This window comes from Vibrio sp. OPT20 (assembly GCF_963889365.1).
GTDB lineage: Bacteria > Pseudomonadota > Gammaproteobacteria > Enterobacterales > Vibrionaceae > Vibrio > Vibrio splendidus.
In genome coordinates, this window is the sequence record NZ_CAWPOA010000001.1 from 112,204 (window position 1) to 126,306 (window position 14,103).

The following is a 14,103-nucleotide window of genomic DNA, read 5'->3' on the forward strand; positions in this document are numbered from 1 at the left end:
TTCGGGAATAGCTTCGAAGAAAACAGTTAGGTTGTTCCTATAACCCACTGAATTTATTCCAATACTACCTTAATCAACTGCATAAGAGACGTAAGCACATGAGAATTTTGCGTGGCTCCCCAGCTCTATCTGAGTTTCGTGTTAACAAGCTTTTAGAGCTTTGTCGTGAATTAAGCTTACCTGTAACAGGTATTTACGCTGAGTTTGCCCACTTTGCTGATCTAACGGCAGACCTAGATGAGTCTGAAGTTGAGAAGCTAGAAAAGCTACTGACTTACGGTCCAACGATTGAAGAGCATGAACCTGAAGGTTTATTGCTGCTTGCAACGCCACGTCCAGGCACTATCTCGCCTTGGTCTTCAAAATCAACAGATATCGCACACAACTGCGGACTGGTTAAAGTGTCACGTCTAGAGCGCGGTACTGCTTTCTACATTGAAACCTCTTCTGAACTTTCTGAGCTTCAACTTGTTGAGCTGAAAGCCATTCTGCACGACCGTATGATGGAAGTGGTTTTCACTGACTTCGAATCAGCGGCGGCACTGTTCACTGTTGCTGAGCCTGCTCCTTATGCGGAAGTTGACCTACTAACTGGTGGACGTAAAGCGCTTGAAAAAGCAAACGTTACCCTAGGTCTAGCACTTGCAGAAGACGAAATTGATTACCTTCTTGAAAGCTTCACTGAGAAGCTAGGTCGTAACCCGACTGACATCGAGCTAATGATGTTTGCACAAGCGAACTCAGAGCACTGTCGTCACAAGATCTTTAACGCTGATTGGACTATCGATGGCGTTAAGCAAGAAAAATCATTGTTCAAGATGATTAAGAACACCTTTGAAACGACACCAGAACACGTTCTGTCTGCTTATAAAGATAACGCAGCGGTAATGACAGGTTCTGAAGTCGGTCGTTTCTTCCCAGATCCAGAAACTCGCCAATACAACTACCACCAAGAAAAAACACACATCTTGATGAAAGTTGAAACGCACAACCACCCAACGGCAATCTCTCCATGGCCGGGCGCATCGACAGGTTCAGGCGGTGAAATCCGCGATGAAGGCGCTACTGGTATTGGCGGTAAGCCAAAAGCGGGTCTGGTTGCTTTCTCTGTATCTAACCTGAAGATCCCGAACTTCGTTCAACCTTGGGAAACAGACTTTGGTAAGCCAAGCCGTATCGTTACTGCTTTGGATATCATGCTTGAAGGTCCTCTTGGTGGCGCAGCATTCAATAACGAATTTGGTCGTCCAAACCTATTAGGTTACTTCCGTACTTACGAAGAGAAAGTAAACTCTCACGCAGGTGAAGAAGTACGTGGTTACCACAAGCCAATCATGCTGGCTGGTGGTCTAGGTAACATTCGTGATGATCATGTTCAGAAGAAAGAGATCCCAGTAGGTGCAAGCCTAATCGTTCTTGGTGGTCCTGCGATGAACATCGGCCTTGGTGGCGGTGCTGCATCTTCAATGGATTCTGGTTCTTCTTCTGAAGACTTAGATTTTGCTTCTGTACAACGTGAAAACCCAGAGATGGAACGTCGTTGTCAGGAAGTTATCGACCGTTGTTGGCAGCTTGGTGATGCGAACCCAATCGCATTTATCCACGATGTGGGCGCGGGCGGCATCTCGAATGCTCTTCCTGAGTTAGTAGACGATGGCGAGCGTGGCGGTATATTTAACTTACGTGACGTGCCAAACGATGAGCCGGGCATGAGCCCACTTGAGATCTGGTGTAACGAATCTCAAGAGCGTTACGTAATGGCGGTTGCTGATAAAGACTTAGCGACATTTGAAGCGATTTGTAAGCGTGAACGCGCTCCATTCGCCATTGTTGGTAAAGCAACAGAAGAACGTGATCTTAAATTAGAAGATTCACACTTCGACAATACGCCAATCGACATGCCGATGGACATCCTATTAGGTAAAACGCCTAAGATGCACCGTGACGCGAAGACGCTAAAAGCAAACAATCCTGCGATTGACCGTTCTGGTATCGAACTAAACGAAGCGGTTGACCGTATTCTTCGCCTACCAACAGTGGCAGAAAAAACATTCCTTATCACTATCGGTGACCGCTCGGTAACAGGCCTTGTAGCTCGTGACCAAATGGTTGGCCCATGGCAGGTTCCAGTTGCTAACTGCGCAGTAACTGCAGCAAGTTACGACTCTTACCACGGTGAGGCAATGTCTCTTGGTGAGCGTACGCCAGTTGCACTTCTAGACTTTGGCGCGTCAGCTCGTCTAGCGGTTGGTGAAGCAATCACTAACATCGCAGCGACCAACATCGGCGATATCAAACACATTAAATTGTCAGCTAACTGGATGTCTCCAGCAGGTCACCCAGGTGAAGATGCAGGCCTTTACGAAGCGGTTAAAGCCGTAGGTGAAGAGCTATGTCCAGCACTGGGTCTAACTATCCCTGTGGGTAAAGACTCAATGTCGATGAAGACTAAGTGGGAAGAGAATGGCGAGCAGAAAGAAGTCACATCTCCGCTATCTCTTGTTATCACTGCGTTCGCACGTGTTGAAGACGTTCGTAAGACGATTACTCCTCAATTGCGCACCCCTGATAACCTTGAAGGACTAGGCAACACTTCACTGGTTCTTATCGACCTAGGTAACGGCAAAAACCGTATGGGTGCTACAGCACTAGCGCAAGTTTACAAGCAGCTTGGTGACAAGCCAGCAGACGTAGACAATGCAGCACAACTAAAAGGTTTCTATGAAGGAGTTCAAGCGCTTGTAGCAAACGACCAAGTTGTGGCTTACCACGATAAAGGCGATGGCGGTCTATTCGTAACGATAGCTGAAATGGCGTTCGCAGGTCACTGTGGTGTTAATGCTGATATTGCAGCGCTTTTATCTGCATCAGAGAACAGCGAAGATACGCTAGCAGCACTCTTCAACGAAGAGCTAGGTGCGGTAATCCAAGTTCGTAACGACGACCTAGACGCAGTCCTTTCTACGCTTGCAGCCAATGGCCTAGAAGCGTGTTCACACGTAATCGGTTCTGTTGAAGCATCAGACGAAGTAGTGATTAAGTCAGGCGCAGATGTTGTAATCCAACGTAATCGTACTGAACTACGTACTATCTGGGCTGAAACGACGCATAAGATGCAAGGTTTACGAGATAACCCAATCTGTGCAGACCAAGAGCACGAAGCGAAGAAAGACAATTCAGACCCAGGTCTGAACGTGAAACTAAGCTTTGACGTAAATGAAGATATTGCTGCCCCTTACATCAACACGGGCGCTAAGCCTAAGATGGCGATTCTACGTGAGCAGGGTGTTAACTCTCACGTTGAAATGGCAGCAGCATTTGACCGCGCAGGCTTCGAAGCAACCGATATTCACATGAGCGACATCCTAACGGGTCAAGCGGTACTAGAAGAGTACAATGGCCTTGTGGCATGTGGTGGCTTCTCTTACGGTGATGTACTGGGCGCTGGTGAAGGTTGGGCTAAGTCGGTTCTATTTAACGACTCTACTCGTGACCAATTTGAAAACTTCTTCAAGCGTGAAGATACTTTCTCTCTAGGTGTGTGTAACGGTTGTCAGATGTTGTCTAACCTGCGTGAACTTATCCCTGGTGCTGAGTACTGGCCACGTTTCGTTCGTAACGAATCTGAGCGTTTTGAAGCTCGTTTCAGCCTCGTTGAAGTTCAGAAGTCTGAATCTGTATTCTTCAACGGCATGGAAGGTTCTCGTATGCCAATCGCTGTTTCTCACGGTGAAGGCCGCGTAGAAGTGCGTGACAACGACCACCTAAACGCGATTGAAAACTCAGGTACGGTTGCTCTACGTTACGTTGATAACAACGGTAACCAAACGCAGCAATACCCGAATAACCCGAACGGTTCGCCAAACGCTATCACAGGTCTAACAACGACCGATGGCCGCGTGACTATCATGATGCCGCACCCAGAGCGTGTATTCCGCACGGTTGCAAACTCTTGGTCTCCAGAAGGTTGGGGCGAGAATGGTGCTTGGATGCGCATGTTCCAAAACGCACGTAAGAATGTGGGTTAATCACTTTCTTACAGGCCGCATTGATCTAGATTGGATTAACTAAAAGCTAAAAAGTTAAAAGCGCAGATCGAAAAATCTGCGCTTTTTTATTACACAAATTTTAGGAACCAACGCGAAACAAATTAGGTTTGCAGTTTGCTGTTCTAAAAATCTCCACTACGCTAAATGTTATGGAATCAATTTGTTAGGCCATCATTTCTTGTGTTCATACAAGAACAATTCAATTTGGCCGTTCAAAAACTGAATCAATCATCGTGGCATAAGAGGGATCTATGAAAACAACAATCACAAAAGCAGTTGCAGTGGCAGCGATTGTCATGTCGTTAGCTGGGTGTGTCGGTAGTAATGCCGTTACTGGTAAATTAATGAAGTTCAACGTTGAGGTTGTAGATAACCGTTACGCTCGTGCAGGGGTTAACTTCTTGCTTGCTCCAGTTTACGCTTTAACATTCGCAGCCGATTACATCGTATTTAACTCGATCGAATTCTGGGCAGGGAAAAACCCACTGACTGGCGCGCCTCATATCTTCGATAGCAAAGTCGATACTATGATTGATGTGAACGATAGCCTTGACGATTCACTGAAAGATGCACCACTTGGGTTCAATAACCGCCATATTGAATGGGGTGAGATGCAACAGATCGATGAGAACACCATTCAAATGGATATCACCTATAACGATGGCCAGAAGGCTGTTCTGACGGGGGTTCGTGATGGTGACAAGGTCAGTTACTACATGGATGGAACATTGGTTTCAGAGACTTCTATTCAGGCTCTTGAGCAGTTAGCAGCCGAGAAAGCGTAACGCTTTCAGTTTGATATAGATAAAAGAAAAGCCGCTGGATTTAACCCCAGCGGCTTCGTATTTTCTAGCATTTAGCATTTAGCATTTAGCATTTAGCATTTAGCGCGTAGATTAGTTGTTGCTGTGTAGCTCGCTGTTCAGTTCAACTGCAGACTTGTTCGCAAGACATTCAATTTGGCCAGTAATCGAGTTACGACGGAATAGAAGATCAGAAACGCCAGCAAGGTCACGGGCTTTAATGATTTCTACTTCGTTGCCTTCTTTATCTAGCATGCGAACTTTAGTACCTGCAGTCACGTAAAGACCAGACTCAACCGTACAACGGTCGCCCATTGGGAAGCCAAGACCCGCGTTTGCGCCTAGCAGGCAGTTTTCGCCGATAGAGATAACCATAGTACCGCCACCAGACAGAGTACCCATGATAGAAGCGCCGCCGCCGATGTCTGAACCGTTACCCACAACAACACCCGCAGAGATACGACCTTCAACCATGCTCACGCCAGTAGTACCCGCATTGAAGTTGATGAAACCTTCGTGCATTACCGTTGTGCCTTCGCCTACGTGTGCGCCAAGACGAACACGAGAAGTATCAGCAATACGAATACCTGTTGGTACTACGTAATCCACCATTTTAGGGAACTTGTCTACGCAATCTACAGACAGAGCGCGACCCGCAAGGCGAGCTTCGATTTGACGCTCAGCGAGCTCAGGAAGATCGATAGGGCCTTCGTTTGTCCATGCGATGTTGTGCAGTAGACCGAAGATGCCGTCTAGTACTGTACCGTGTGGTTGTACTAGGCGGTTAGAGATAAGTTGTAGCTTTAGGAAGCCTTCAGCAACTGATGCTGGCTTCTCGTCAGTTGCAAGAACAACAAGAACAAGTGGCTGTTCAGACGCTGCCGCTTTTTCTGCGAAAGATGCGTTTGCTGCATCGTCGTTTGCTGCGAATGCTTTCGCTAGTTCTGCGCTTTGTGCAGCAGAGATTTCTATAGCTTGGTTGCCTTCAGTGTAACCTGACACTTCAGCTACAGCTGCTACAAGAGCGTCGCTTGGGTTTAGAAGTGGGTTAGGGAAGAACGCTTCAATGATTTTATTGTCGCGGTTTTTGGTTGCCGTACCGAAGGCTAGTGAAAAGTAAGCCATGTTGAATCTCCATGTGTTGAGTCTTGATTTTGCTATTCCATAACAGCGACTCGAATAACAAGCGCTGCCGTTAGCAAAGTTAATTTAATTGCGTTCATCATAAAGAGAGCGCCCTCGTTATGAAAGGGCGTATCGGGATAAAGTCTGTAAAATGATATTGCTTGTCTTTTGAGAGATAGTTTTCATTATCCGGATATTATACCTCGCTTTCAAATATGGGCGTGCTTACTCAAGTAACGCGGTGCCATTTCATTTCCACACCTGACACTTATCTTTAGCTCATCCTCTTGTTAGCCGTATCAATAGAGTGAGTCACACTTTCTTTATAAATTCATGTTTATTATCAGAATTATTCGACTTCTGTTGATTAATCGCTTGTGCCTACAGTTAGAGTGAATACTCAATTTTCCAGACATGTAATTAAGAGAACGATCACTAAAACCCTGCAAGATGTCAGTATATTGCCTGCCATAACGACATTAAAACGATTAATAAAGGATCTTCTATGAATTTTACTAAGTCTTTACTGGTGCTCTCTATCGGCGTAGCGATGGTTGGTTGTGGCTCGGATAATGATGACGATATTATTGCTCCAGATATGACATTGCGCATAGCACATGTGAATGACACTCACTCAAATTTTGATCCTGTAAAATCAAGTTTTACTATGGGTACTGATGGCAAAAAGGTTTATAACGAATTTGGCGGTTATCCTCGCCTATTGAAAGCCGCTGATGATATCAAAGCAGATGCTAAAGCTGACAAAGAACCTTTGTTATTCTTGCATGGTGGTGACGCATGGCAAGGTACTGCTTACTTTAAGTTAAATGAAGGTGCTGCAAACGCAGACTTGTTGTCACGCATGGGGTTAGATGCAATGGTACTTGGGAACCATGAATTCGATTTAGATACCGACAAGCTCGCATCGTTCATCAATACGGTTAGTTTTCCCGTGCTAGCAAATAATATGGATGCATCAAAAGATCAGTCTTTAAGTAATGTAGATAATTTATACCCTTATCAACTGTTTGCATTTGAAGGCTCAGAAAAAAGAGCAATTACCTCTGTTTCTGATGCAAGTGATGATGAGAAAGTTGTTGCGGTAATCGGTGTTGTTTTGGGGGATATGCCAACGATTGCTACCGGCACTGGTGATGTGACATTTAGTGACCAAATTACAGCAACTCAAGCCACTATAAATGATTTAAAAACCAAGGGTGTGAATAAAATCATCGTTCTATCACACATAGGTAATGCTGCCGATAAGGAGCTTGCTGCCAATACAACGGGTATCGATATCATTGCTGGCGGTCATTCTCATACTTTACTTGGTGATTTTACCGATCTTGATCAAGGTAATAATGGTATTTACGCCGAAATGATTCCACAAAAAGACAAAACACAAAATACTTGTGTGGTTCAAGCTGGTCAGTATGCGGAAGCTATCGGAGACGTTGATGTATCATTTGACATAAATGGCAATCTTCTCTCCTGTGTTGGGAACAATACTTTATTATCAAATGATGAGTTTTATCACGATTCTCATCGAGAACATCAAATGATTAGTTCTGATAAAGATGATGTAACTTCGTTTATTGATAATAATGAAAAAATCACAACAAAAGAGGAAGATATTGATTTAAGAACCCGTATCGACGCAACTTATAAGCCAGCTCTCGAAGCTGCTTATGGTGATGTTGTTGCAGCTGCACCGACTGAAATCAGTCATGAGCGCCGTCCAGGTGATGCTGGAACTGATAAGCACGGTTCAGATGTTGCTCCTATGATTGCTCAAGGTATGATTTATTGGGCAAATCAACCATCGGTAACCGCGGTTACTGGCAAAAATGTTCAGATTGGTTTGGTGGGAGCTGGTGGTGTTCGAACGGATATTGCGTCAGGTGATTTCAGGGAAGGCAATGCTACATTAGAATTATTACCATTCTCGAACTACTTGTCGATTTTAACCGTTAAAGGCGAGGTGATTCGAGACCTCATTGACAGCACAATTGAGCCGACGCTTGTGGAAGGTGCTCATGCTGGTAAGTTCCCTTACGTATCGGGCATGCGTTACACGTTTACAGAAGATGTGAAAGGTGTATCTGGCACAGTGACGGCTCTTGAGGTAAATACTGGAACAGAAGAAAATCCAGTCTGGACGACAATGAGCGATGCTACTAACTACACTGTTATCGTTAATAACTATAATGCAAGTGGTAGTGATGGTTGGAATGCATTAGGCGATGCTCAACTAACATCTACAGATCGTCAAGACATTGTCATTTCAGGCGATAGTTTTAAAACGTACAAAGTTAACAACTTGACATACGATGGAAATACCAAGAAATATAGCGTCAACTATGACGGTGGTATTAAACCATGTGCGGATGGTTCAGGTGAAAAATGTAATACTGATGCAGAATCATTTATTTCTTGGGCTGAGCATAAGAAAGTATTAGAACCACTAGGCTTTGAAACAACAACGATGGAATACAAATAATACTGATACCGCTCTTATCGGATCGTTATGTATTGTAAATAAAAGTATTAAAATACAAAGTTTTATATTGACCGTAAAAGAGAATAGCCAGCAAATCGCTGGCTATTTTTGTATAAAACTTAGTGAGAAAATCTAGATAAACAACGCCTTATAAGCCTGCTCAATCCCTTCAATCAACATCTGCATACCGATAACGGCGAGTATTAAACCCATCATTCGGGTTATCACGTTCAATGCACTTGGTCCGACAGCTTTAACAAATCGCTCGCCGAATACAAATAAGATATAGGTTAAGGTGCATAGTAGGCCGAAAGCGACGATGGTTATGATGGTTTCATAGACCCCCTCGGTACTGGCAAAGTTCATCGCAGTGGCAATGGTGCCGGGGCCTGCGAGAATTGGCATGGCCAAAGGTGATACTGCGATACTTAGAGCAGCGTCTTTCTGGGCGTCTGAGTTCACTTTCTCTTTTGCTTTGGCGTGTGTTGAATCACCTTGCAGCATGTGGAAGCCAATCAAAAAGACCAAAATTCCGCCTGTGATGCGAAGTGCGTAAAGTGTGATACCAAAGAGGTCAAAGATCAGTTTGCCAGAGAGTGCAAAAGTACTGACGATGATGAATGCGATAAACACTGAACGGAAAGCGATAGATTTAACGGTTTCCCTGTCATTGTCACCGGTTAATCCAAGAAAAATTGGCGTATTAGCGATTGGGTTCATGATGGCAAAAAAGCCCATGAACACGGTAATGGTATGAATGATGAGCTCTTTCATATTATTCCTTTGAAAAGATGCAGTTAAATACAAATAGTTGTGTATTTAATCTTAGATACAAATAATTATTAGAAATAGATAGTAGAGCAAGTGTGAATAAAAAACAGCCAGCATAAGGCTGGCTGTTTGGTTTTAGTGATAGGTGTAGAGTTTTGGTCGTCTGTTATTGCTTGTTTCTCAGTTAACGGACTCTATTCTATGGATAGATCGTGGCGCTCAACGTTGTCGTTATGCGTTTTGAGATTCGCTTACTGCTACAGCCAATGCGACCGTCGCACCGACCATTGGGTTGTTACCCATACCGATGAAGCCCATCATTGCAACGTGAGCAGGAACAGAAGAGCTACCTGCGAACTGAGCATCAGCATGCATTCTGCCCATGGTATCTGTCATGCCGTAAGACGCTGGGCCAGCTGCCACGTTATCTGGGTGCAATGTACGGCCTGTACCGCCGCCTGAAGCAACTGAGAAGTAAGGTAAACCTTGGCGAGTACGTTCTGCTTTGTAGATACCTGCAACAGGGTGTTGGAAGCGCGTTGGGTTAGTTGAGTTACCCGTAATACTCACATCCACTTCTTCTCTGTGCATGATTGCCACGCCTTCACGTACATCATCAGCGCCGTAACACAAAATCTCTCCGCGAGGGCCTTGTGAGAAGCGGCGGCGTTCTGTTTCAACAAGCTCACCTGTTTGGTAATCGTATTGAGTGCGAACATAGGTAAAACCATTGATGCGAGAAATTAAGTAAGCCGCATCTTTACCTAGACCATTGAGTATTACCTTCAATGGGTTGTGACGTGATTTGTTGACGTTGAGTGCGATTTTAATCGCACCTTCTGCAGCAGCAAAAGATTCATGGCCCGCAAGGAAAGCAAAGCAGTGACTTTCTTCATTTAGAAGACGTGCAGCCAATGCACCGTGGCCAATACCGACCTGGCGTTGCTCAGCAACACTGCCGGGTTTGGTGAATGCTTGAAGGCCTTCACCAATGATATTCGCTGCTTGTTCTGCGCTGGTGGCTTTGCGAAATAGCGCCAGTGCTGAGCCAAGGATATAGGCATCGGCAGCGCTTTCGAAAGCAATAGGTTGGGTATCCATCACTAGCGCTTTTGGGTCGACATTGTGTGATAGACAGTATTGGTTCGCTTGCTCTAAAGAGTCGAAGTTCATTTCTGCCAATACGCGAGTTACTGATTCATTAAATTGAGTGTTCATCATATCTTTCCTCTAAATTGGCAAAATTAGTGTTGGCGTGGGTTAATGGTGGTAACGGCTTCATCGAAGCGACCATAAGTCCCCGTCGCAAGGTCTGCTGCTTCATTGGCTGACACGCCTTGATTAATCGCCTTCATCATTTTGCCGAGGTTGAGATATTCGTAGCCAATCACTTCGCTATGGTCATCAAGTGCAAGCTTGGTCACGTAGCCTTCTGCAAGCTCTAGGTAACGAACGCCTTTCGCTGAAGTTGAATAGCTGGTGCCTACTTGGCTACGTTGTGTTTGACCTAAGTCTTCCAATGCTGCGCCAATTTCTAGGCCGCCTTCAGAGAATGCGGATTGAGTTCGACCGTAAACGAATTGCAGAAAGATTTCACGCATCGCTACGTTGATTGCATCACACACCAAGTCAGTATTCAGAGCTTCAAGAATGGTTCTTCCTGTGAGGATTTCGGCTGCCATCGCGGCTGATTGAGTCATGCCTGAACAACCAATCGTTTCGATTAGCGCTTCTTCGATGATGCCGTTTTTTACGTTCAGCGTTAGTTTTGCTGCACCTTGTTGTGGTGCACAAGTGCCTACGCCATGGCTTAAACCAGAAATAGCGATGACATCTTTTGGGCTAACCATAGCGCCTTCAACTGGAATTGGAGCTGAAGTGTGAAGATCACCCCTTTGAATAGGGCACATTGATTGAATTTCTGAAGAGTAGTGCATAATGTTTTCTCACTGATAGAGCCATTTAAGACCTAGGGCGTTGAGAAAACAGGACGTGTTGGAAGAGGTGCGGCTAATTCACTACAGATCTTGAGTATCGATCATCCAAAGGTGACATGAAGCTCAGTCTTAATAGACTAAGTCCATTCCAAAATGGAGGAGTAGCGATACATCCAACAGTATTACCTGTTTTCGATTCTGTAGGAGTCATTAGCACGGTTCAAAAGAACGGGCGGTTGAAGCAAAAGCTTAGGTGGAACCCCATCACCTGATGGCTATAGATTAGATCTTAATCACACTTTTGTGCAAGCGAATGTTTAGAGCGATTTCGACTATAAACAGAGTTCATTATATTTCGATAAGTATAAAAAAACGCCAATAACGAGCTCTGATTAGAGACATTATTGACGTTTTTTAGAAAACTTCAGCTAATTAAGCGGCATCTTCTTCTGCGTCTTCAACAGCTTCAAGCTTCTTTTCTTTTTTCGGAGCTGGTTTACGCTTAGCACCTAATGCGTAAAGAACTTCTTCTTTGTTCTTCGCTAGGTACATAGCAAGCTCTTCTTGCTTGCCTTCATCTTCAACTAAATCACTTTTGCTTAATAGTTCAAAAAGCTCATCAGCCATATCCAGCATTTTGTCGTATGCGTCAGCTTCGGCTTTAGAGGTAAAAGTCATTTTCTCTTCTCCGTTGCGTTCGACCACGTACTTGACGATAACAGCCATGGTTAATCCTCTAAGTTTGATAAAATTTTACTGGCTTTTTATACAGTTTCTGATGTTAAAAGTCCAGTTGGAGCCCTAACAATGCGGCCTCAATCTTGATGTGTAGTCCAGTCTTCACAATAACTCATGAAAGATTTCAGCAGCGGGCTCTGGTATTTGTCTTTGTGTACCAGCATCCAGAAACGTCGTTTCATGTCGAGTGGGACATCGAGTGCTTTCACTCGACCTGAGTCAATTGCTCGTTGCGCCGCCAGTCGTGATAAACACGCGAATCCAAGATTGGCAGAAACTGAATTGATGATCGCCTCGGTGGTGTTGAGTTCAAAGGATTCATACCAGTGTTCGATACGCGGTGCGACGGCACGCAGGAAAAACTCGCGAGTCCCTGAGCCTGATTCACGTAGAATCCAGTGACTATCTTCTAAATCGCTTAAAGTCACTTTTTCTTTTGAAACGAGAGGATGTTGATTACTAACAATAATACACATTTCATCGCTGCTAAACTGACTCGAAATGAGTTCAGGGTGTAATGTTTTTCCTTCAATTAGCGCGATATCAAGTTCATAATCCACCAACTTTTGGCAGATCAGCGCACTGTTTGAAATGAACAAGCTTTGATCCTGATGTTGAGTTCGTTCACGAAAGCCAGACAGAATAAACGGTGCGACCTGATTACCAATCGTGTCACTCGCGCCAACCTTTAAATTGCCACTTAATGGTTGGTCATCTCGGAACAAAACATCGATGCCCGCGGCTCTGTGAAGAATCTCGTCAGCCAAAGGAAGTAGCTTTTGTCCTTCTTGATTGAGAATTAATCGGTTGTTGACCCGGTCAAATAGAGAGTGGCCCAATTGTTTCTCCATTTCGCCCAGCGCCATGCTGACAGCAGCCTTAGACAAAAACAGTGCTTCCGATGCGGCGGTAAGCGTCGAATGTTGGGTAATGGTGACAAACACTTTGAGTTGTTTGATTGAAATATTAGCCATCAGGTTCCTAGTTTTACGCTGCTGGTGGAAAGGTGTCGTTCAGTATTAATGAACACTTGTTATGTATAATTGGATATTGTTTAACGAAGCGCAAGCGTATTATGGCTTCAACAAGCTGATGAGTTCACAAGTTTAGTGAATTAAGTTTAAGAGAGGCTGACATGATTCAACGTATTAAATATAGATTAACAGGAGCTCCAACACCCATGGCAGGGTTAGCACTCGCAATTGCAAGCTTAGGCTGGTGTTGGGATGGTGTTTTAGTCGCACAAGGTACTTTACACACACCGGGTTTGGTGCAGTGGATCAGTGCTGGCATTGCGGCGCTATTACTTCTTGTTTTAGCTGTGAAATTTTTGATTCATGGCCACTTATTACGTGAAGACCTTGCTCACCCTGTTGTCGGCAGTGTTGTACCCACATTCGCGATGGGTTGTATGGTGGTGTCTGCTTCGTTGGCTCCAATCTCTCAATTCTTACAAGAAGCTGTGTGGCTCGCTTCGGTAGCGTTACATGTCGTGTTCTTGGTGAGCTTCTTATACCACAGAGCTAAAAACTTTGAGATTCACCACATGGTGCCAAGTTGGTTTGTGCCACCAATCGGTATTATCGTGGCAGACGTTTCTTTTTCAGGTAACCCGATCTTAGAACCCGTTGCTCACGCGACTTTAGTCTTTGGTTTATTGGTTTATGCCGTAATGCTACCTCTTATGATCTACCGTTTGATCTTCTCTCATGAAGTACCTGACGCAGCAAAACCAACCATTGCGATTATGGCGGCACCAGCAAGTCTATCTTTAGCAGGCTACCTAACGGTGACGGCAAATCCTTCGCCAGTGATCATTGGGTTACTCTTTGGCATTGCAGTGTTGATGACGTTTATTATTTACATCGCGTTTTTCAAACTACTTCGTCTGCCATTCAGCCCTGGTTATGCGGCGTTTACATTCCCTATCGTGATTGGTGCGACGGCACTGTTTAAATTGGCTGCGTGGATGCAAGCACAAGGTATTGAAGCGCATTACATTAACCAAGTGTTTAACCTAGCTTATTTAGAGCTGATTGTTGCGACGTTGGTGGTGGGTTATGTCGCTGTTCGTTACTACATGAACTACAAACCTCACCGTGTTTTAAGTGCGGTAGCGGGCAGATTGTAAAGGACAATAGTTCAAAAGATAAACGGACCTTAAGCTTTCGGTATTTCAT

The 14,103-nt window shown here is 44.6% G+C and carries 10 protein-coding genes and 1 riboswitch; of the genes, 4 read left to right on the plus strand and 6 right to left on the minus strand.

What is annotated here, in order from left to right:
* Nucleotides 1-98 precede the first annotated feature (98 nt).
* Both purL and AACR09_RS00530 read left to right on the plus strand, forming a co-directional pair.
* Nucleotides 99-4,028 carry a phosphoribosylformylglycinamidine synthase gene (gene purL / locus AACR09_RS00525; RefSeq protein ID WP_193835869.1) on the plus strand — a complete coding sequence of 1,310 codons (3,930 nt, stop codon included), beginning with the start codon at nucleotides 99-101 and terminating at the stop codon, nucleotides 4,026-4,028.
* A 272-nt stretch (nucleotides 4,029-4,300) separates the two neighbouring features.
* Nucleotides 4,301-4,834, plus strand: coding sequence for a DUF3332 domain-containing protein (locus AACR09_RS00530; protein WP_004735180.1), 534 nt, complete (start codon nucleotides 4,301-4,303; stop codon nucleotides 4,832-4,834).
* 111 nt (nucleotides 4,835-4,945) lie between these two features.
* On the opposite strand, the gene dapD is transcribed toward AACR09_RS00530, so the two are convergent.
* Nucleotides 4,946-5,977, minus strand: coding sequence for a 2,3,4,5-tetrahydropyridine-2,6-dicarboxylate N-succinyltransferase (gene dapD, locus AACR09_RS00535; protein WP_050653306.1), 1,032 nt, complete (start codon nucleotides 5,975-5,977; stop codon nucleotides 4,946-4,948).
* A gap of 505 nt (nucleotides 5,978-6,482) precedes the next feature.
* Between dapD and AACR09_RS00540 the strand changes: the two genes are divergently transcribed.
* Nucleotides 6,483-8,477, plus strand: coding sequence for a bifunctional metallophosphatase/5'-nucleotidase (locus tag AACR09_RS00540; protein ID WP_193835870.1), 1,995 nt, complete (start codon nucleotides 6,483-6,485; stop codon nucleotides 8,475-8,477).
* A gap of 132 nt (nucleotides 8,478-8,609) precedes the next feature.
* On the opposite strand, the gene AACR09_RS00545 is transcribed toward AACR09_RS00540, so the two are convergent.
* The 5 genes from AACR09_RS00545 to AACR09_RS00565 form a co-directional block, all read right to left on the minus strand.
* Complete coding sequence (locus AACR09_RS00545; RefSeq protein ID WP_017101891.1) at nucleotides 8,610-9,251, minus strand: MarC family protein; 642 nt, start codon at nucleotides 9,249-9,251, stop codon at nucleotides 8,610-8,612.
* Between the two features lie 228 nt (nucleotides 9,252-9,479).
* A complete protein-coding gene (locus tag AACR09_RS00550) occupies nucleotides 9,480-10,469 on the minus strand; it encodes a GGGtGRT protein (RefSeq protein WP_017110228.1) in 990 nt (329 codons plus the stop codon).
* Between the two features lie 23 nt (nucleotides 10,470-10,492).
* Nucleotides 10,493-11,185 (minus strand): iron-sulfur cluster assembly scaffold protein, encoded by a 693-nt coding sequence (locus AACR09_RS00555; protein ID WP_193835871.1) that lies wholly within the window; start codon nucleotides 11,183-11,185, stop codon nucleotides 10,493-10,495.
* A gap of 194 nt (nucleotides 11,186-11,379) precedes the next feature.
* A riboswitch (Fluoride riboswitch) is annotated at nucleotides 11,380-11,463 on the minus strand.
* A 154-nt stretch (nucleotides 11,464-11,617) separates the two neighbouring features.
* Nucleotides 11,618-11,911, minus strand: a complete 294-nt coding sequence (locus AACR09_RS00560) for a YebG family protein (protein ID WP_004735185.1) — start codon at nucleotides 11,909-11,911, stop codon at nucleotides 11,618-11,620.
* Nucleotides 11,912-12,000: 89 nt separating this feature from the next.
* On the minus strand, nucleotides 12,001-12,897 hold the full coding sequence (locus AACR09_RS00565) for a LysR family transcriptional regulator (RefSeq protein WP_193835872.1): 897 nt from the start codon (nucleotides 12,895-12,897) through the stop codon (nucleotides 12,001-12,003).
* 206 nt (nucleotides 12,898-13,103) lie between these two features.
* Between AACR09_RS00565 and AACR09_RS00570 the strand changes: the two genes are divergently transcribed.
* Nucleotides 13,104-14,054, plus strand: a complete 951-nt coding sequence (locus AACR09_RS00570) for a TDT family transporter (protein ID WP_193835894.1) — start codon at nucleotides 13,104-13,106, stop codon at nucleotides 14,052-14,054.
* Nucleotides 14,055-14,103: the final 49 nt, after the last annotated feature.